The organism is Streptomyces bauhiniae, assembly GCF_004784475.1.
Taxonomy (GTDB): domain Bacteria; phylum Actinomycetota; class Actinomycetes; order Streptomycetales; family Streptomycetaceae; genus Streptomyces; species Streptomyces seoulensis.
In genome coordinates this window covers 1-18,551 of the sequence record NZ_SRRT01000005.1, presented here as the reverse complement: position 1 = coordinate 18,551, position 18,551 = coordinate 1, and the positions used below count along the sequence as shown (strand labels likewise).

15 protein-coding genes are annotated in these 18,551 nt (G+C 71.6%); 14 read left to right on the top strand and 1 reads right to left on the bottom strand.

Translation table 11 applies throughout. The features are described 5' to 3' along the window. Window positions 1-10 precede the first annotated feature (10 nt). The 13 genes from E5083_RS17025 (at window position 11) to E5083_RS16965 (ending at window position 15,586) form a co-directional block, all read left to right on the top strand. Complete coding sequence (locus E5083_RS17025; protein ID WP_135786564.1) at window positions 11-1,063, top strand: substrate-binding domain-containing protein; 1,053 nt, start codon at window positions 11-13, stop codon at window positions 1,061-1,063. Window positions 1,064-1,121: 58 nt separating this feature from the next. After that, the gene (locus E5083_RS17020) at window positions 1,122-2,312 is read left to right on the top strand and encodes a Gfo/Idh/MocA family protein (RefSeq protein ID WP_135786563.1); all 1,191 of its coding nucleotides are present in this window, start codon (window positions 1,122-1,124) and stop codon (window positions 2,310-2,312) included. A gap of 20 nt (window positions 2,313-2,332) precedes the next feature. Next, window positions 2,333-3,331, top strand: coding sequence for a sugar phosphate isomerase/epimerase family protein (locus E5083_RS17015; RefSeq protein ID WP_135786562.1), 999 nt, complete (start codon window positions 2,333-2,335; stop codon window positions 3,329-3,331). A gap of 95 nt (window positions 3,332-3,426) precedes the next feature. Next, a complete protein-coding gene (locus E5083_RS17010) occupies window positions 3,427-5,904 on the top strand; it encodes a PQQ-dependent sugar dehydrogenase (RefSeq protein WP_135786561.1) in 2,478 nt (825 codons plus the stop codon). A gap of 14 nt (window positions 5,905-5,918) precedes the next feature. Beyond that, window positions 5,919-7,247 carry a ThuA domain-containing protein gene (locus E5083_RS17005; RefSeq protein WP_135786560.1) on the top strand — a complete coding sequence of 443 codons (1,329 nt, stop codon included), beginning with the start codon at window positions 5,919-5,921 and terminating at the stop codon, window positions 7,245-7,247. 79 nt (window positions 7,248-7,326) lie between these two features. Next, window positions 7,327-8,445 (top strand): inositol-3-phosphate synthase, encoded by a 1,119-nt coding sequence (locus E5083_RS17000; protein ID WP_135786559.1) that lies wholly within the window; start codon window positions 7,327-7,329, stop codon window positions 8,443-8,445. After that, window positions 8,442-9,344 carry an SCO3242 family prenyltransferase gene (locus E5083_RS16995; RefSeq protein ID WP_135786558.1) on the top strand — a complete coding sequence of 301 codons (903 nt, stop codon included), beginning with the start codon at window positions 8,442-8,444 and terminating at the stop codon, window positions 9,342-9,344. The genes E5083_RS17000 and E5083_RS16995 overlap by 4 nt, the downstream gene beginning before the upstream one ends. After that, entirely contained in the window at window positions 9,341-10,297 is a 957-nt protein-coding gene (locus E5083_RS16990; RefSeq protein WP_135786557.1) for a sugar phosphate isomerase/epimerase family protein, read from the top strand. The genes E5083_RS16995 and E5083_RS16990 overlap by 4 nt, the downstream gene beginning before the upstream one ends. 64 nt (window positions 10,298-10,361) lie before the next feature. Then, a complete protein-coding gene (locus E5083_RS16985) occupies window positions 10,362-11,012 on the top strand; it encodes an EboA domain-containing protein (protein WP_135786556.1) in 651 nt (216 codons plus the stop codon). Next, complete coding sequence (locus tag E5083_RS16980) at window positions 11,012-11,887, top strand: TatD family hydrolase (RefSeq protein WP_135786555.1); 876 nt, start codon at window positions 11,012-11,014, stop codon at window positions 11,885-11,887. Before E5083_RS16985 ends, E5083_RS16980 begins: the two co-directional genes overlap by 1 nt. A gap of 3 nt (window positions 11,888-11,890) precedes the next feature. Next, window positions 11,891-13,060: a metabolite traffic protein EboE gene (eboE, locus tag E5083_RS16975; protein ID WP_135786554.1), complete on the top strand. Its 1,170-nt coding sequence runs from the start codon at window positions 11,891-11,893 to the stop codon at window positions 13,058-13,060. After that, window positions 13,057-14,457 carry an alkaline phosphatase family protein gene (locus E5083_RS16970; protein ID WP_135786553.1) on the top strand — a complete coding sequence of 467 codons (1,401 nt, stop codon included), beginning with the start codon at window positions 13,057-13,059 and terminating at the stop codon, window positions 14,455-14,457. The genes eboE and E5083_RS16970 overlap by 4 nt, the downstream gene beginning before the upstream one ends. An 88-nt stretch (window positions 14,458-14,545) precedes the next feature. Then, window positions 14,546-15,586 (top strand): sugar phosphate isomerase/epimerase family protein, encoded by a 1,041-nt coding sequence (locus tag E5083_RS16965; RefSeq protein WP_135786552.1) that lies wholly within the window; start codon window positions 14,546-14,548, stop codon window positions 15,584-15,586. Window positions 15,587-15,675: 89 nt separating this feature from the next. Here the strand turns inward: E5083_RS16965 and E5083_RS16960 are convergent, their stop codons facing one another. Then, window positions 15,676-16,125: a spore-associated protein gene (locus E5083_RS16960; protein ID WP_135786551.1), complete on the bottom strand. Its 450-nt coding sequence runs from the start codon at window positions 16,123-16,125 to the stop codon at window positions 15,676-15,678. 487 nt (window positions 16,126-16,612) lie between these two features. On the opposite strand from E5083_RS16960, the gene E5083_RS16955 reads away from it, so the two are divergent. After that, complete coding sequence (locus E5083_RS16955) at window positions 16,613-17,815, top strand: MATE family efflux transporter (protein WP_244317533.1); 1,203 nt, start codon at window positions 16,613-16,615, stop codon at window positions 17,813-17,815. Window positions 17,816-18,551 lie beyond the last annotated feature (736 nt).

Below are 18,551 nucleotides of genomic sequence, written 5' to 3'. Positions count from 1 at the left end.
GTTCACCGCCATGCGACCGACCGCACCGACCCCCCTGACCAGCCGCAGAGGACTGCTCTTCGGCACCGCCGCCGTCGGCGCCGGGGCCTTCCTCGCCGGGTGCACGAGCAACGAGCCGAAGGACGAGAAGACCGCCGCCGAGGACCGGCCCGCCGACGACAAGCCCGGCAAGCACGTCACCATCGGCTTCGCCGGACCGCAGGCCGACCACGGCTGGCTCAACGCCATCAACGACAACGCCAAGCGGCGCGCGCGCACCTACTCCGACGTCACCCTGGAGATCACCGAGGGCTCCAACGACACCGCCGCCCAGATCGGGCAGATCGAGACCCTCATCAACAAGAAGGTCGACGTCCTGGTGGTGCTGCCCGCCGACGGCAAGGCCCTCACCCAGGTCGGCCTCAAGGCCATGCGCGCCGGCATCCCGGTCGTCAACCTCGACCGTGTCTTCAACACCCCGCAGGCGTACCGCTGCTGGATCGGCGGCGACAACTACGGCATGGGCCTCAACGCCGGTCACTACATCGGCGAGAAGCTCAAGGACACCCCGGACGCCCGGGTCGTGGAGCTGGCCGGGCTGGACAACCTGGAGCTGACCAAGCAGCGCACCAAGGGCTTCGACGACGCCCTGAAGAACTACCCCAACATCCGCAAGGTGGCCCGCCAGGCGGCCGACTTCACCGTGGAGTCCGGCCAGGCCAAGATGGCCCAACTCCTCCAGGCACAGCGCAAGTTCGACGCCCTGTGGAACCACGACGACGACCAGGGCGTGGGCGCGCTGCGCGCCGTGGAACAGGCGGGCCGGGACGGCTTCCTCATGGTCGGCGGCGCCGGCGCCCTCTCCGCGTTCCAGGCCATCAAGCGCGACGACGGCGTACTGAAGGCGACCGTCCTCTACCCGCCCACCATGTCCGCCTCCGCCATCGACCTCGCCCGCGCCCTCGGCCAGGGCAAGGGCGTCGGCGGCATGGCCGAGTACGAGATCCCGGCCTCCGTCACGCTCTACTCCGCCGTCGTCGACAAGGACAACGTCGACCGGTACATGCCCACCGGCTTCCGGTGACCGGCCCCCGCCCCACCCGCACGGCACCCCGTACGAGGACGAGGAGAGGACCCACCGCATGGCAGAGCCGCAGAGTTCAGCAGGGGACGGCACCCGGCCCGGTCCGCAAGGCAAGCCGCCGCTGCGCATCGGGATGGTCGGCTACGCCTTCATGGGCGCCGCCCACTCCCAGGGCTGGCGCACGGCGGGCCGCGTCTTCGAGCTGCCCCGCGAGCCGGTCCTGTCCGTGCTGTGCGGCCGGGACGCCGACGCCGTCCGCACCGCCGCCGAGCGCCACGGCTGGGCGGCCACCGAGACCGACTGGCGTGCGCTGATCGCCCGGGACGACGTCGACCTGGTCGACATCTGCACCCCCGGCGACAGCCACGCCGAGATCGCTCTCGCCGCGCTCGCGGCCGGCAAGCACGTGCTGTGCGAGAAGCCGCTGGCCAACACCGTCGAGGAGGCGGAGGCCATGGCGGAGGCGGCCGAAACGGCGTATGCACACGGTCAGTTGGCCATGGTCGGCTTCAACTACCGCCGGGTGCCCGCCATCGCCCTTGCCCGCCGGATGATCACCGAGGGGCGGCTCGGCACCCTGCGCCACGTCCGGGTGAGCTACCTCCAGGACTGGCTGGTGGACCCGGAGTTCCCGCTGACCTGGCGGCTGCGCAAAGAGGCGGCCGGGTCGGGCGCGCTCGGGGACCTGGGCGCCCATGTCATCGACGTCGCCCAGTACTTGGCGGGGGCGAGGCTCGCGGGGGTGTCCGCGCTCACCGAGACGTTCGTACGCAGGCGGCCGCTGCCGGAAGGCGGCTTGGGCCCGGTCACCGTGGACGACGCCGCCGTGTTCACGGGCCGGTTCGCCTCCGGCGCGCTGGCCTCCTTCGAGGCGACGCGGTACGCCACCGGCCGCAAGAACGCCCTGCGGATCGAGCTGAACGGTGAACGGGGCTCCCTCGCCTTCGACTTGGAGCGGCTCAACGAGCTGTCCTTCCACGACGGCACCGAGCCCGGCGCGCACGCGGGGTTCCGCCGCATCCTGGTGACCGAGCCCGACCACCCCTACCTGGACGCCTGGTGGCCGCCGGGCCACGGCCTCGGCTACGAGCACACCTTCGTCCACCAGGCCCGTGACCTAGTGCACGCCATCGCGGAGGGCCGCAGGGCCGTCCCGTCGTTCGCCGACGGCCTGGAGGTCCAGCGGGTGCTGGCCGCCGTGGAGGAGAGCGCCGCGAAGAACTCCGTGTACACCCCGATCGTGTTCTGACGTCCGAGGAGGGCCGGCCGATGCCGCGTACATTCACCCTGTTCACCGGCCAGTGGGCCGACCTGCCGCTGGAGGAGGTCTGCCGCCTCGCCCGCGACTTCGGTTACGACGGACTCGAACTCGCCTGCTGGGGCGACCACTTCGAGGTCGACAAGGCGCTCGCGGACCCGTCGTATCTCGCCTCGCGCCATCAACTCCTCGACAAGTACGGCCTGAAGTGCTGGGCGATCTCCAACCATCTGGTCGGCCAGGCTGTTTGCGACGCCATCATCGACGAACGCCACCAGGCGATTCTGCCCGCGCGGATCTGGGGCGACGGCGACGCCGAGGGCGTACGGCAGCGGGCGGCGGCCGAGATCGCGGACACCGCCCGCGCGGCCGCCGCCTTCGGCGTGGACACGGTCGTCGGCTTCACCGGCTCCGCCATCTGGCACCTCGTCGCCATGTTCCCGCCCGCCCCCGAGACGATGATCGAGCGGGGCTACCAGGACTTCGCCGAGCGCTGGAACCCCATCCTGGACGTGTTCGACGCCGAGGGCGTGCGGTTCGCGCACGAGGTCCACCCCAGCGAGATCGCCTACGACTACTGGACGACCCAGCGTGCCTTGGAGGCGGTCGGACACCGGCCCGCCTTCGGCCTCAACTTCGACCCCTCCCACTTCGTGTGGCAGGACCTGGACCCGGTCGGCTTCCTGTGGGACTTCCGGGACCGGATCTACCACATGGACTGCAAGGAGGCCCGCAAGCGCCTCGACGGCCGGAACGGCCGGCTCGGCTCCCACCTGCCCTGGGGCGACCCGCGCCGCGGCTGGGACTTCGTCTCGGCCGGACACGGTGACGTCCCTTGGGAGGACGTGTTCCGGATGCTGGCCTCGATCGGCTACCAGGGCCCCGTCTCCGTCGAGTGGGAGGACGCCGGCATGGACCGGCTGCAGGGCGCCCCCGAAGCCCTGGCCCGCCTCAAGGCGTACGACTTCGACCCGCCGTCGGCCTCGTTCGACGCGGCGTTCGGCCACTGACACTCCCCACCGGTCCCTGACTCTCCCCACCGGGATGACGGCGCATCCCGGCGCACCCCACCCGCCCGTACAACCCGCTTCTTCTGGAGGCATCCGTGCACGGGAACGACCGCCCCACCGGTACCCCAAGCCGCCGGCCACGCCTGCGCACCGCCCTGGCCCTGGCCTGCGGCGCGCTCCTCATCGGCGCCACCCCCGCCCTCACCGCCCCCGGCGCTGCCGCCGCCGACCGGAGCGGTGCCGCCGCCGAGGACTTCCAGCAGGTCACCCTCGCCCGCGGCGAGGCGGAGGTCGGCGAGCCCATGAGCCTCGCCGTCCTGCCCGACCGCTCCGTCCTGCACACCTCCCGCGACGGCGAACTCCGCCTCACCGACGCCGCCGGAACCACCCGCACGGCGGGCAAGCTCGCCGTGTACTCGCACGACGAGGAGGGCCTGCAAGGCGTCGGTGTCGACCCGCACTTCACCGACAACCGGTTCGTCTACCTCTACTACGCGCCCCCGATGGACACCCCGCCCGGCGACGCCCCCGAGACCGGCACCGCCGCCGACTTCGCCCCCTTCGACGGGGTCAACCGGCTCTCCCGCTTCGTCCTGAAGACCGACGGCACCCTGGACACCGCCAGCGAGAAGAAGGTCCTGGAGGTGCCCACCTCGCGCGGCATCTGCTGCCACGTCGGCGGCGACATCGACTTCGACAAGGACGGCAACCTCTACCTGTCGACCGGCGACGACTCCAACCCCTTCCAGTCCGACGGCTTCACCCCGATCGACGAACGCACCGACCGCAACCCGGCGTTCGACGCCCAGCGCACCGCCGGGAACACCAACGACCTGCGCGGCAAGATCCTGCGCATCAAGGTCCAGGACGACGGCTCCTACACCGTCCCCGACGGCAACCTCTTCGCCCCCGGCACCGCGAAGACCCGCCCCGAGATCTACGCCATGGGCTTCCGCAACCCGTTCCGCTTCAGCGTCGACAAGGAGACCGGCGTCCTCTACGTCGGCGACTACGGCCCCGACGCCGGAGCGGCCGACCCCGCCCGAGGCCCCGGCGGCCAGGTCGAGTTCGCCCGCGTCACCGGCCCCGGCAACTTCGGCTGGCCCTACTGCACCGGCAAGAACGACGCCTACGTCGACTACGACTTCGCCACGAAGACCTCCGGCGCGGCCTTCGACTGCGCCGCCCCCGAGAACGACTCCCCGCACAACACCGGCCTCACCGACCTGCCCCCGGCCCAGGCGGCCTGGCTGCCCTACGACGGCGCGTCCGTACCGGAGTTGGGCGCCGGCTCCGAGTCCCCGATGGGTGGCCCCGTCTACCACTACGACCCCGGCCTCGACTCGCCCGTGAAGTTCCCCGAGGCTTACGACGGCGACTTCTTCGCCGGTGAGTTCGGCCGCCGCTGGATCAAGCGCATCGAGACCGGTACGGACGGCGCCGTGCAGTCGATCAACGCCTTCCCCTGGACCGGCACCCAGGTGATGGACATGGCCTTCGGCCCCGACGGCGCCCTGTACGTCCTGGACTACGGCACCGCCTGGTTCGGCGGCGACGACAACTCCGCCCTGTACCGCATAGAGAACGCCACCGACGGACACTCACCCGTCGCCAGGGCCGCCGCCGACAAGACCTCCGGGCAGGCCGCGCTGAAGGTGCGCTTCTCCTCGGCCGGCACCACCGACCAGGACGGCGACACCCTCACGTACCACTGGGACTTCGGCGACGGCACCGGCTCCACCGCCGCCAACCCCACCCACACCTACCGGCAGAACGGCACCTACACCGCCACCCTGACCGCCAAGGACCCCTCCGGCCGCACCGGCAGCGCCGCCGTACGCGTCGTCGTCGGCAACACCGCACCCACCGTGACCCTCCAACTCCCGCAGGACGGGCAGTTGTTCAGCTTCGGTGACGCGGTCCCCTTCACCGTGAAGGTCACCGACCCCGAGGACGGGCAGAACATCGACTGCTCCAAGGTCACCGTCCACTTCATCCTCGGTCACGACACCCACGGCCACCCGCTGACCTCCGCCAAGGGCTGCTCCGGCACCATCCAGACCAGCGCCGACGGCGGACACGACGAGAACGAGGACATATTCGGCGTGTTCGACGCCGAGTACACCGACAACGGAGGCGGCGGCCAGACCGCGCTCACCACTCATGACCAGAACGTCACCCAGCCCCGCCACCGCCAGGCCGAGCACTACACCGACTCCTCCGGCGTCACCCTCCAGTCCAAGGACACCGCCCACGGCGGCAAGACCGTCGGCGACATCCACTCCGGCGACTGGATCTCCTTCACCCCGTACGCGCTGGGCAACGCAAAGAAGATCAGCGCACGCGTCTCCTCCGGCGGCGCCGGCGGCACCCTGGAGATCCGCGCCGGATCGGCCACGGGCACCCTGCTCGGCAAGGCCACCGTGCCGGTGACCGGCGGCTGGGAGACCTTCCAGGACGTCAGCGCCGACCTGACCCGCGCGCCGAAGGCCACGACCACGCTCTTCCTCGTCTTCAAGGGCGGCACCGGCGCCCTCTTCGACGTGGACGACTTCACCTTCACCACCGGCTGAGCGGAGGGCACCCCATGCGCACCACACGCCTGCTCACCACCACCGCCCTGGGCGCCGCCCTGCTGCTCGGCTGCCTCACCGGCCCGGCCGCCGCGCAGCCCACCGAGACCGGACGGGTCCTGGTCTTCTCCAAGACCGCCGGCTTCCGCCACGACTCCATCCCGGACGGCATCGCGGCCGTGCGGCAGCTCGGCACCACGGACGGCCTCACGGTCGACGCCACCGAGGACGCCACCGCCTTCACCACCCGCAACCTGCGCCGCTACGACGCCGTCGTCTTCCTCTCCACCACCGGCGACGTCCTCAACTCCACCCAGCAGCGCGCCTTCGAGGGCTACATCCGCCAGGGCGGCGGCTACGTCGGCATCCACGCAGCCGCCGACACCGAGTACGACTGGCCGTTCTACGGCGGCCTCGCCGGCGCCTGGTTCGACTCGCACCCGGCGATCCAGCCGGCCACGGTCGTGGTCGAGGACCACGCCCACCCCTCGACCGCCGCCCTGCCCGCCCGCTGGGAACGCACCGACGAGTGGTACAACTACCGCTCCAACCCCCGCGAGAGCGCCCACGTCCTGGCCTCGCTGGACGAGTCCTCGTACACCGGCGGCACCATGAACGGCGACCACCCGATCGCCTGGTGCCAGAGCTACCAGGGCGGCCGCGCCTTCTACACCGGCGGCGGTCACACCCGCGAGTCGTACGCCGACCCCGCCTTCCGCGCCCACCTGCTCGGCGGCCTCCGCTGGGCCACCGGCGCCGCTCAGGCCGACTGCCGCCCGGAGAACGGCTACCGCCGCCTGTTCGACGGCACCTCGCTGGAGGGCTGGCGGCAGGCGGGACCGGGCTCCTTCACCCTCTCCGCCGACGGCACGCTCACCTCGTCCGGCGGCATGGGCCTGCTCTGGTACGCCGACGCCGGCTTCTCCTCGTACTCCCTGAAGCTCGACTGGAAGATCACCGGGGACGGCAACTCGGGCGTGTTCGTCGGCTTCCCGCCCTCCGACGACCCCTGGTCCGCCGTGGACAACGGGTACGAGGTCCAGATCGACGCCACCGACGTACCCGAGAGGACCACCGGCTCGGTGTACGGCTTCCAGTCCGCCGACCTGGCCGCGCGGGACCGCGCGCTGAACCCGCCGGGGGAGTGGAACACCTACGAGATCCGGGTCGAGGGCGAGCGTCTGCGGATCTGGCTCAACGGGGTCCCGGTGAACGACTTCACCAACACCGACCCCGCCCGCAGCCTGCGGGACGGCCACATCGGTATCCAGAACCACGGTGCCGACGACCAGGTGTCGTTCCGCGACGTCCGGATCAAGGAACTGCCGGTGCGGGGGCGCTGAAGCGGCGGCGGGCGGGGCACGCCGTAGCCCCGCCCGCCGTCTCCCGCCCCCGATCAGTACGCCCACAAGGAGGCCGACCATGTCTACGTCCCGTCCCGCCGGCGTGTGGCTCATCGGCGCCCGAGGCTCGGTGGCGACCACCGTGGTCGCCGGCTGCGCCGCGATGTCGGCCGGCCTGCACCCACCCACCGGCCTGCTCACGGAGACCACCCTCTTCGCCGATTGCGGCCTGCCGGGGCTGTCCTCCCTGGTCTTCGGCGGCCACGACACGCTGGACTGCCCGCTGCCCAAACGAGCCGAGGAACTCGCCGCGGGCGGCGTCCTCCCGCACGGCCTCCCTGCCGCCGTGGCCGCCGAACTCACCGCCGCTGACGCCGAGATCGTCCCCGGTGGCCCGCTCCCGCACGACGACCGCGACGAGGAGGAGCTGATCGAGGCGTTCGCGTCCGACATCCGCGACTTCACCGCCCGCCGGGCTCCGGCCGGAACGGTCGTCGTCAACGTGGCCTCCACCGAACCCGCCGCCGACGGCGACACCCTCCCGCCCAGCTCGCTCTATGCTGCCGCCGCCCTCCGCGCCGGCTGCCCCTACGTCAACTTCACCCCCTCCACCGGCCTCCACCACCCGTCCCTGGCCGCCCCCTTGGCGCGGAGCGGCCTGCCCTACGCCGGGCGGGACGGCAAGACCGGCCAGACCCTCCTGCGCTCGGTACTCGGCCCGATGTTCACCCAACGCGCCCTCGCGGTCCGGGCCTGGTCCGGAACCAACCTGCTCGGCGGCGGAGACGGCGCGGCCCTGGCCGACCCGGCGGCGGCCGCCGCCAAGAACGCGGGCAAGGAACGCGTCCTCACCGACACCCTCGGCACACCGGTCCAAGGCGAGGTCCACATCGACGACGTCCCCGCCCTCGGCGACTGGAAGACCGCCTGGGACCACATCGCCTTCGACGGCTTCCTCGGCACCCGCATGGTCCTCCAGACCATCTGGCAGGGCTGCGACTCGGCCCTCGCGGCACCGCTGGTCCTGGACCTGGCCCGGCTGATGCTCCGGGCGCGGGAGGCGGGGATGTCGGGGGCTGTGGGTGAGCTGGGGTTCTACTTCAAGGACCCGGTGGGGGAGGGGGCCGCTGGGCTGGGGGAGCAGTACGCGGCCCTGGGCGACCTCGCGGCTCGGCTGCGGGTGGGGGAGGCGCGGTGACGGGGAGTGTCTCCGCGTGGGCCGAACTCCTGCGCCTGCCCGCTCTGTTCACCGTCCCCGGTGACGTCCTGGCGGGCGCGGCGACGGTTCCCGGCCACCCCGGCCCGCGCACCCTGTGGGCGATCTCCTCCTCCCTCTGCCTCTACGAGGCGGGCATGGCCCTCAACGACTGGGCCGACCGAGCCGAGGACGCCGCCGAACGCCCCCACCGCCCCCTGCCCTCGGGCCGCATCCGTCCCACCGCCGCCCTTACCGCGGCCTGCGCCCTGACCGCCACCGGCCTGGCCCTCGCCGCCCACGCCGGCCGCCCGGCACTCGCCGTCGCCGCGCCGCTCGCCGCGACGGTATGGGCCTACGACCTCGGCCTCAAACACACCCCGGCAGGCCCCGCCGCCATGGCAACGGCCCGCGCCCTGGACCTCCTGCTCGGCGCCGCCACCGCCTCCGGTGGCGTCCGGCCCGCACTCGCCTCCGCCGCCCTCCTGGGCACCCACACCCTGGCGGTGACCACGGTCTCCCGCCACGAGACGCAGGGCGGCGCTCCGCTGACCGCCCTAGCGGCACTGGCCACTACGGGTGCTTTGGCGCTCGGCCTGGGGCGTGGGTCCAGCCGCGCACAAGTCTGGCTAGTTGAACACCAGTTGAGCCTTACCGGACCCGGAACCCTCCGCGCATCCCTCGCCCTTGCCTACGCCGCAACCGCAGCCCGTCCGTACCTCCATGCCGCCCTCAACCCCTCACCCCCGCTCACCCAGAAGGCCGTCGGCGGCGGCATCCGGGCCACCATCCCGCTCCAGGCCACGCTCTCCGCCCGCGCCGGCGCCCCGGTCAGCGCCCTGATCACTGCGGCTCTCGCCCCGCTGGCCGCCCGGTTCGCCAAGAAGGTGAGCGTGACATGACGCCCGAGCAGCCCGGCCCCGCCCCCCTCCGCTTCGGCTACGGCACCAACGGCCTGGCCGACCTCCGCCTGGACGACGCCCTCGCCCTCCTCGCCGACCTCGGCTACGACGGCGTCGGCCTCACCCTCGACCACATGCACCTCGACCCCCTGGCCCCGGACCTCGCCGCCCGCACCCGCCAGGTCGGCCGCCGCCTGGCCGCGCTCGGCCTGGAGGTCACGGTGGAAACCGGCGCCCGCTACGTCCTCGACCCCCGCCGCAAACACGGCCCCTCCCTCCTCGACCCCGACCCCGCCGACCGCTCCCGCCGCGCCGACCTGCTGCTCCGCGCCGTGCGGGTGGCCGCCGACCTGGGCGCCCACGCCGTGCACAGCTTCAGCGGCACCCTCCCGCCCGGCACGGACGAGGCAACGGCGTGGAACCGCTTGGCCGAGGCGCTTAACCCCGTACTGGAAGCCGCGACCGCCGCCGACATCCCCCTGGCCGTCGAGCCCGAACCCGGCCACCTCCTCGCCACCCTCGCCGACTTCCACCACCTGCGCCACGCCCTCGGCGACCCCACCCACCTCGGCCTCACCCTCGACCTGGGCCACTGCCAGTGCCTCGAACCTCTCTCACCCGCCGACTGTGTCCGTGCCGCCGCCCCCTGGCTGCGCCACGTCCAGATCGAGGACATGCGCCGCGGCCACCACGAACACCTGCCTTTCGGAGACGGCGAGATCGACTTCCCCGCAGTTCTCGACGCCCTGGCCGCCACCGGCTACGCCGCCCTCACCGTGGTCGAACTACCCCGCCACTCCCACGCGGGCCCCCACTACGCCGAAACCTCCCTGCCCTTCCTCAGGACAGCCGCCGCCCGCCCGGATTCCTCTGCGCCCTTGAGCGACTCGGCCCCGACTTCGGCGTTCCCCGACGGCGTCCCGTCGGCCTCCCTCGGCCCTCCGTTCCCGTAACCGCTTTCGCCGGCACGCCGACCCCCTCCACCAAGCCCTCCGCCCCCACGGAAGGGACCACCTCATGACCCACTCCGCCCCCAGCACCCCGGCCCCCGCCGACCTGCGCCCCCACCTCACACCCCCCGCCCGAGCCTGGCTGGACCAATCCCTGGCCGAAGCCGCCCAAGGCATCACCCCCACCACGGAGTTACGCCTCGCCGAAGCCGCCCGCCGCTGCGGCCCCCCGCACGCCGACACCGTCCGCATCCTCATCCTCCAAGCCGCCCACCCCACCCCCGCCGACCTCACCCGCGTCTACCACCGAGGCACCGCCGACGAGCGCCGCGCCGTCCTCCACGCCCTGCCCCACCTCGTACCGGGTCCCGAAGCCCTCCCCCTCATCGAGGACGCCCTCCGCACCAACGACACCCGCCTCCTCACCGCCGCTCTCGGCCCCTACGCCGCCCGCCATCTGAGCGCCCACCTCTGGCGGCACGCGATCCTGAAGTGCCTGTTCACCGGCGTACCCGTGTCGGGCGTCGCCCAGCTCGCCACCCGCGCCCACGGCGACGCCGAACTCGCCCGCATGCTGGCCGACTTCGCCGCCGAACGCACCGCCGCCGGCCGCCCCGTCCCCGAAGACCTGCACCACGTCCTGGCCCTGACCGACCCCGAGGCAGTCCCGCCGCACCCCGTGCACGAGGACGGCGTCCCCCACGGCAAGGAGTCCTGATGCGCCTCTTCGACCCCCACATCCACATGACCTCGCGCACCACCTACGACTACGAGGCCATGCGCGCGGCGGGCGTCCGCGCCGTGGTCGAGCCCGCCTTCTGGCTCGGCCAGCCCCGCACCTCCACCGCTTCCTTCCTCGACTACTTCGACTCCCTCCTCGGCTGGGAACCCTTCCGCGCCGCCCAGTACGGCATCGCCCACCACTGCACGATCGCCCTCAACCCGAAGGAGGCCAACGACCCCCGCTGCACCCCCGTCCTGGCCGAACTGCCCCGCTATCTCGTGAAGGACCGCGTCGTCGCCGTGGGCGAGATCGGCTACGACTCGATGACCCCGGCCGAGGACACCGCGCTCGCCGCCCAGCTCCAGCTCGCCGCCGACCACGGCCTGCCCGCCCTCGTCCACACCCCGCACCGGGACAAGGCCGCCGGCCTGCGCCGCACCCTGGACGCCGTCCGGGACTCCGCGCTCGTCCCGGAACGCGTCCTGCTCGACCACCTCAACGAGACCACCGTCAAGGAGGCCAAGGACAGCGGCTGCTGGCTCGGCTTCTCCGTCTATCCCGACACCAAGATGGACGAGGAACGCATGGTCGCCGTCCTGCGCGCCTACGGCCCCGAACAGGTCCTGATCAACTCCGCCGCCGACTGGGGGAGGAGCGACCCCCTGAAGACCCGCAAGGTGGCCGACCTGATGCTGGCCGAGGGCTTCACCGAGGACGACGTCGACCGCGTCCTGTGGCGCAACCCCGTCGCCTTCTACGGCCTGAGCGGACGGCTGGACCTGGACGTCGCCGCGACCGACGCCACCCACGAGGGCAACACCATCCTCCGCGGCGCCCCCAAGGAAACCGCCCCCGCCGGACAGGAGTGACCCGTGCGCTTCCGCCACCCCGACGGTTCCCTCGTCCACCTCGCCTACTGCACCAACGTCCACCCCGCCGAGACCCTCGACGCCGTCGTAGCCCAGCTCCGCGACCATTGCGAGCCCATCCGGCGCCGCCTGGGCCGCGACCGCCTCGGTATCGGACTCTGGCTCGCCAAGGACGCCGCCCTCGCCCTGGAGAACGACCCCTGCGCGCTGGTGGCGCTTCGCGCCGAACTCGACCGGCGCGGCCTGGAGGTCGTCACCCTCAACGGCTTCCCGTACGAAGGCTTCGGCTCCCAGCAGGTCAAGTACCGCGTCTACAAGCCCGACTGGGCCGACCCCGAACGCCTGCGCCACACTACGGCCCTCGCCCGCATCCTCGCCGGCCTCCTCCCCGACGACATCGTGGAGGGCAGCATCTCCACCCTGCCGCTCGCCTGGCGCACCGTCGCCACTCCGGCCCGCACGGACACGGCCCTGACCGCCCTGCGTACCCTCGGCGACCGCCTCGACGCCCTCGCGGAACTTACCGGCCGTTCCCTCCGCATCGGCCTCGAACCCGAACCCGGCTGCGTCATCGAGACCACCGCCGACGCCCTCACCCCTCTCACCGACATCGCCCACCCCCGCATCGGCATCTGCGTGGACACCTGCCACCTAGCCACCTCCTTCGAAGACCCCGACACCGCCCTGGACGCCCTCGCCCGCGCCGGCGTCCCCATCGTCAAATCCCAGCTCTCCGCCGCACTCCACGCCGAGCACCCCCACCGCCCGGACGTCCGCGAAGCCCTCACCGCGTTCGACGAGCCCCGCTTCCTGCACCAGACCCGCACCCTCACCGCCAGGGGCAGACAGGGCACCGACGACCTGGGCGACGCCCTCCAGCACGGCGCCCTGCCCGACTCCACCCCGTGGCGCACCCACGTCCACGTCCCCCTGCACGCGGCCCCCGCCGCGCCCCTCACCTCCACCCTCCCCGTCCTCGCCACCGCCCTGACCCGGCTCGTCGGCGGCCCGCACCCCCTCACCCGCCACCTCGAGGTCGAGACCTACACCTGGCACGCCCTCCCCGCCGAACTACGGCCCCGCACCCGCGCCCAGCTCACCGACGGCATCGCCGCCGAACTCTCCCTCACCCGGGACCTGCTCACCGACCTCGGCCTGAAGGAGCTGCCATGACCGAGCACCTGGCGCACCCGGCCCGCCCCACCCCGCTGCTCGTCCTGGACGTCGTCGGCCTCACCCCCCGTCTCCTCGCCCACATGCCCCACCTGCGCGCCCTCGCGGACCAGGGCTCCCGCGCCCACCTCGGCACGGTCCTGCCCGCCGTCACCTGCGCCGCCCAGTCCACCTTCCTGACCGGCACCACACCCGCCGAGCACGGCATCGTCGGCAACGGCTGGTACTTCCGCGAGCTGGGTGACGTCCTGCTGTGGCGCCAGCACAACGGCCTGGTCGCCGGCGACAAACTCTGGGACGCAGCCCGCCGCGCCCACCCCGGCTACACCGTGGCCAACATCTGCTGGTGGTACGCCATGGGCGCCGACACCGACTTCACCGTCACCCCCCGTCCCGTCTACTACGCCGACGGCCGCAAGGAACCCGACTGCTACACCCGCCCTCCCGACCTGCACGACGAACTAACCGCCAAGTTCGGCACGTTCCCCCTCTTCCAGTTCTGGGGCCCCGGCGCCGGCCTCGCCTCAAGCCGCTGGATCATCGACGCCACCCGCCACATCCAGCGCACCCGCCACCCCGACCTGACCCTCTGCTACCTCCCCCACCTCGACTACGACCTCCAGCGCTACGGCCCCGACGACCCGCGCTCCCTCAAGGCGGCCGCCGACCTGGACGCCGCGGCCGCACCCCTCCTGGCCGACGCCCGCGCGGAGGGCCGTACCGTCGTCGTCCTGTCCGAGTACGGCATCACGCGCGTGGACCGCCCGGTGGACATCAACCGCGCCCTGCGCCGCGCCGGCCTGCTGGAGGTGCACGAGCAGGACGGCATGGAGTACCTGGACCCGATGGCCTCACGGGCCTTCGCGGTCGCCGACCACCAGATCGCCCACGTCTACGTACGCCGTCCCGAAGACCTCGACGCCACCCGCGCCGCCCTCACCGGCCTGCCCGGCATCGCCCAACTCCTGGACGACGAGGGCAAGAAGGAACACCACCTCGACCACCCGCGCTCGGGCGAACTCGTCGCCGTGGCGGAACCGGACGCCTGGTTCACGTACTACTACTGGCTCGACGACGCCCGCGCACCCGACTTCGCCCAGCTCGTCGAGATCCACCGCAAACCCGGCTACGACCCGGTCGAACTCTTCATGGACCCCCTCGACCCCTACGTCAAGGTCAAGGCGGCGGCCGCGCTGGCCCGCAAGAAACTCGGCCTGCGCTATCGCATGGCGGTCGTACCCCTGGACCCGTCACCTATTCGGGGCAGCCACGGCCGCCTTCCCGCGAGCGACGACGACGGTCCGCTCCTCATCTGCTCCACCCCCCGTGCCGTCGGCGACCGCCTCGCGGCCACCGATGTGAAATCACTCCTGCTCCGACTCGCCGGCCTCACCTGACGAGCCCTCCTGACACCCGTCTCGTGTGCCTGGTCCCCAGTGAAGCACTCGCCACTGACAACGCCCTCCCACACCCCGGAGTTCCCGCATGAGCCGCATTTCGCACAATGACCCCGAACTGACCCACCGCCTGACCAGAAGGGGCATGCTGGGCGTCGCCGCGGGCGCCACGGCCGCCGCCCTGCTGGGCACGGCGGCGGCCACCGCCTCGGCCGCGACCACCGCCCCCTCGCCCACCATCGGCCGGGGCCGTCCCGTCCTGCCCCCCGGCCGCCTCGGCATCCAGCTCTACAGCCTGCGCGACAAGGTCGGCACCCTCGGATTCGCCCCCGTCTTCGCCGAACTGGAGAAGTACGGCTACGACGAGATCGAGTTCGCCGGCTACACCCAGGGCTCGGCCGGCCCCATCACCCTGCCGAGCCTCAGGCGCCTCGCCAGGAACCACGGCCTGACGCCCATCGGCAGCCACGTCGGCTACTACTCCGACGACCCGAACGCCTACACCTTCGCCCAGAACCTCGAGAAGGTCCTGGACGACGCCCAGGCCCTCGGCCTCAAGCACATCGGCACCGCGTCCGGCCCGTTCCGCTACGGCTCGACCGTCGACGCCTGGAAACGCGCCGCCGAGGAGTTCAACACCTACGGCGCGGCGGCCAGGGCGCGCGGCATGAAGTTCTACCAGCACAACCACTCGGACGAGTTCGCCTTCGCCGCCGACAACCCCAAGGTCCGCCTCTACGACGTCCTCCTGGCGGAGACCGACCCCGACCTCGTCTACCTGGAGATGGATATCTACTGGGCCTTCGCCGGCCAGTTCCGTTTCTCCAAGCGCCCCGACGGCACCCCCGCGCCCTTCGACCCGCTGGACTACGTCCTCGCCCACCCCCACCGCTACCCGCTCTTCCACGTCAAGGACGGCGTGAGCGACCCCTCGAACGAGTTCGGCTACCGCATGACGGACGTCGGCGACGGCGACATCGACTACCAGCGCTTCATCTCCACCGTCACCCACCTGCGCGGCCAACGCCAGGCCCACCACTGGCAGACGGAGCACGACAGCCCGCCGGACTCCCTGAGCTTCGCGCGCCGCTCGAGCGCGTATCTGCACTCCCTGCGCGAGAAGTGCTGACTGGGAGGTCCGCCACATGAAGACTCGCTCTGGCGGAGCGTGGAGCCTCCGCCAGAGCGAGTCTTCTGCGTTGCGTTGCGTTGCCGGGATCAGCGGGTGTAGGTGACCCGCTTCTCCTTCAGGGACGCGCAGTTGGAGCCGGAGATCTGCACGTACACGTTCTTGATCTGGCCGCCCCAGTCGACGCAGTGCCCCTTGCCGTAGACGTAGGTCGGACCGGCGTACGAGGTGAAGCTGCCGTAGTCGTCGTCGCCCTGGTCGGTGTCGGCGACGTACAGCCAGGCCGACATGTCGACCGCGGTGCCGGGGCTGTTGCGGATGGTGGTCACACAGTTCTTGCCGTTGGACGCGTTGTAGGTCAGGTAGACGGTCCCGAGCGAGCCGACGGCCGCGGAGTTGACGGTGCGGTAGCTGCTCCCGCAGACCTTCTGCGGAGTGGTGTTGGGCGCGGCGGACGCCGGCGCGGCCATCGCGGTGCCGGCCCCGAGCGCGAGCGCGGCCAGAGCACCGACAGTGAGGGTTGTACGGTTGAATCGCATATTTCCCCCTTGTGGCTGTAGGAGCTCGTTGCTCCTGACTGGTCTGACTGGCGGCGCATGCGGATGGTTGTACCGGTCTCCGAAGAAACCTGTCACTCGTCGGCGTCGGCCCGCCGCTGCACTTCGCAGTGCCATCTCGAACCCGCTCGCGTCCGTGAAGCTGACCTTCACGGTGAAGAACGCATCGCTGACCAGGGTGGACCAACTGCCGTGATCCTGGCTGGAGTTGCTGAGGTTTGAGCAAGTGGTCGGCGCATGGGTGAAGTTGAGTGGCAGGATCTGCGTATGTGAGTGATCGCAGCGCGTTCATGACCATCGCCCGGGCGGCCGCGCCGCTCTACGTGACCACCCTCGCGGCTTCGGCGGGCTCTCTCGTCGACACCGCACTCCTTGGCCGCCACGCCACCCTCTCACTGGCCGCGTTCGCAGTGACCGTGGCCGTCTTCAGCCGGCCACTGCCACCGTGGCGGGGGCGTTGCGCGGGGTGATGCCGTTCATCGCTCCGTACCGCAGTGACCCCGAGAGCGTGTTGCCGCTGGTGAGAAGCGGTATGTGGTTGTCGTGCGCTGTGGGCGGGGTGTGTGCGGCGACGGTGGCGGGGGTGCCGTGGCTGGGCGGACTGTTCGGAGTCCAGCCCGGCGTGCTGTCCGAGCTGGGTTCCTTCCCATGGTTGCTGGCGGGCGGCGTGCTGCTGATCGCCGTCGGCCAGTCGGCAACGTCCGTGCTGGTCGCTATGGGCCATTCGGCTCAGGTGATGTGGTCGGGGTTGGCGGGCACTGGCGTGTCGGTGGTCCTGTCGGTGCTGCTGGTCGGGGGCCCGGGTCCGTTGCCGGACTTTGGGCTGACTGGGGCGGGTGTGGCGATGCTTGTCTCCAGTTTGATCAGTGCCGGCTTCAATCAGTACGCGTTGCGCCACCGCACGGTGCTGGCCGGCCGGCGGATACGGCCTGGCCGTCCGGATGCGCGTCAGATCCTGCGTCTCGCCCGGGTAGGACTTCCGCTTGGCGGCACCGTGCTCGTCAAGTTCTCGGTCCTCGGGGTGTTGACCTTCGCGGCCGCCCGGATCAGTACGGACAGCGCGGCTGTGCACAGTGTGTCGGAGTCGCTGGTGAACGTCGTCTTCACCGCGGCGGTCGCCGTCGGTCAGGCCACGGTGCCGCCGATCGCCGCGTACGCCGAGGCGGGGGATGCCGTACGTGTGCGGCGCGCTGTGGGGGCGGGGGTGCTGGTGGCACTGTGCGCGGTCACGGTACTTGGGGCCCTTTTGCTCGTGCTGCGGGGCCCGTTGGTGGGCCTGTTCACCCAGTCCCCGGTACTGGAGGACCAGGTGGCCGGCCTGTTGCCGTTGATCCTGGCCGTGATGATCACCGACGCCCTGCAAGCGGTGGCCGGATTCGGCCTCGTCGGCCTCAAACGCACCGGGCCGAGCCTGGTGTCCACCATGGTGTGGTTCGGAATCCTGGCCGCGCTGGCGGTCCCTGTCGCCGAGGTCGCGGGTCTGCCCGGCCTGTGGACGGCCTTGGCATGTGCGAACTTGCTCCAAGCCGCTTCCAAGTTCTGGTCGTTCGTTCGCCACAGCGCCCGGATCGGGGCGGCCGCCCCGTTGACGGTGAGGGACGGGGACGGCACCGCTGGGCCGGGAGCGGCTGGGTCTCTTGAGCTGGTCAATCGCTCGGATACAGCCGATTGAACGACGGCGTCCAACCTCTCCGCTGCTTGTGGCCTGTGTAGGTCAGGGCCGGTTTGGCTGGTGTGGTGGGTGTTCTGTGGGTGGGGGTGGGTGGGGAGGGTGGTGGGTGTCCGGGATGCGGGTTCGGGAGGGGTTGTGGGGATGATGTTGGTGGCTAGTTCGGTGCTGCGGGTGGTTGTGGCGGGTGTGTTCGTGGTGGCGGGTACGGGTGTGGCGGGGGGTACGGCCGCAGCGGCCGGCGCCGCCTCCTCGGCCGTTTCTTCGGCTGCGCCGGGTGCCGTCTCCCCGGGGGCTGGTGTCGTCTCTCGTGTGGCTGGTGTGTCTTCGCGGGTGGTCCACGTTTCCTCGCGTGTGGCTGGGGCCGCTTCTGCTCCTGTCTCGTCGTCCACCTCGACGTCGGCCTCCGCTGCTGTTGTTGTTTCTGCTTCTGCCTCGGTCTCGGTCTCGGCTGTCGCTGTTGGTGTGGGTGGTGTGGGTTTGGATGATTCGGGGTGGCAGGGGGCTGGGGTCTGAGCGGGGGTTGGGGTGTGAGTGGGGTGGTGGGGGTGAGGGATGTGGCGCTTGAGTCGGGGCTGGTGGAGTCGGGGGCGGGGCTGGTGTCTGGGTCGGGGTCGGTGGAGTCGGGGCTGGGGCTGGTGGGTGTGGACGGGGTGTCTGAGGCGGTGTCTGGGGTGAGGGGTGTGGTGGGTGTGGGTGTGGAGGGTTTGGATTATGTGGCGGGTTTGCGGGCTGGGGT

What these genes read in the sequence shown, in the direction of transcription:
- E5083_RS17025 (WP_135786564.1), top strand. Translation starts at nt 11, where the DNA reads ATGCGACCGACCGCACCGACCCCCCTGACCAGCCGCAGAGGACTGCTC.
- E5083_RS17020 (WP_135786563.1), top strand. Translation starts at nt 1,122, where the DNA reads ATGGCAGAGCCGCAGAGTTCAGCAGGGGACGGCACCCGGCCCGGTCCG.
- E5083_RS17015 (WP_135786562.1), top strand. Translation starts at nt 2,333, where the DNA reads ATGCCGCGTACATTCACCCTGTTCACCGGCCAGTGGGCCGACCTGCCG.
- E5083_RS17005 (WP_135786560.1), top strand. Translation starts at nt 5,919, where the DNA reads ATGCGCACCACACGCCTGCTCACCACCACCGCCCTGGGCGCCGCCCTG.
- E5083_RS17000 (WP_135786559.1), top strand. Translation starts at nt 7,327, where the DNA reads ATGTCTACGTCCCGTCCCGCCGGCGTGTGGCTCATCGGCGCCCGAGGC.
- E5083_RS16990 (WP_135786557.1), top strand. Translation starts at nt 9,341, where the DNA reads ATGACGCCCGAGCAGCCCGGCCCCGCCCCCCTCCGCTTCGGCTACGGC.
- E5083_RS16985 (WP_135786556.1), top strand. Translation starts at nt 10,362, where the DNA reads ATGACCCACTCCGCCCCCAGCACCCCGGCCCCCGCCGACCTGCGCCCC.
- E5083_RS16980 (WP_135786555.1), top strand. Translation starts at nt 11,012, where the DNA reads ATGCGCCTCTTCGACCCCCACATCCACATGACCTCGCGCACCACCTAC.
- E5083_RS16970 (WP_135786553.1), top strand. Translation starts at nt 13,057, where the DNA reads ATGACCGAGCACCTGGCGCACCCGGCCCGCCCCACCCCGCTGCTCGTC.
- E5083_RS16965 (WP_135786552.1), top strand. Translation starts at nt 14,546, where the DNA reads ATGAGCCGCATTTCGCACAATGACCCCGAACTGACCCACCGCCTGACC.
- E5083_RS16960 (WP_135786551.1), bottom strand. Translation starts at nt 16,125, where the DNA reads ATGCGATTCAACCGTACAACCCTCACTGTCGGTGCTCTGGCCGCGCTC.
- E5083_RS16955 (WP_244317533.1), top strand. Translation starts at nt 16,613, where the DNA reads ATGCCGTTCATCGCTCCGTACCGCAGTGACCCCGAGAGCGTGTTGCCG.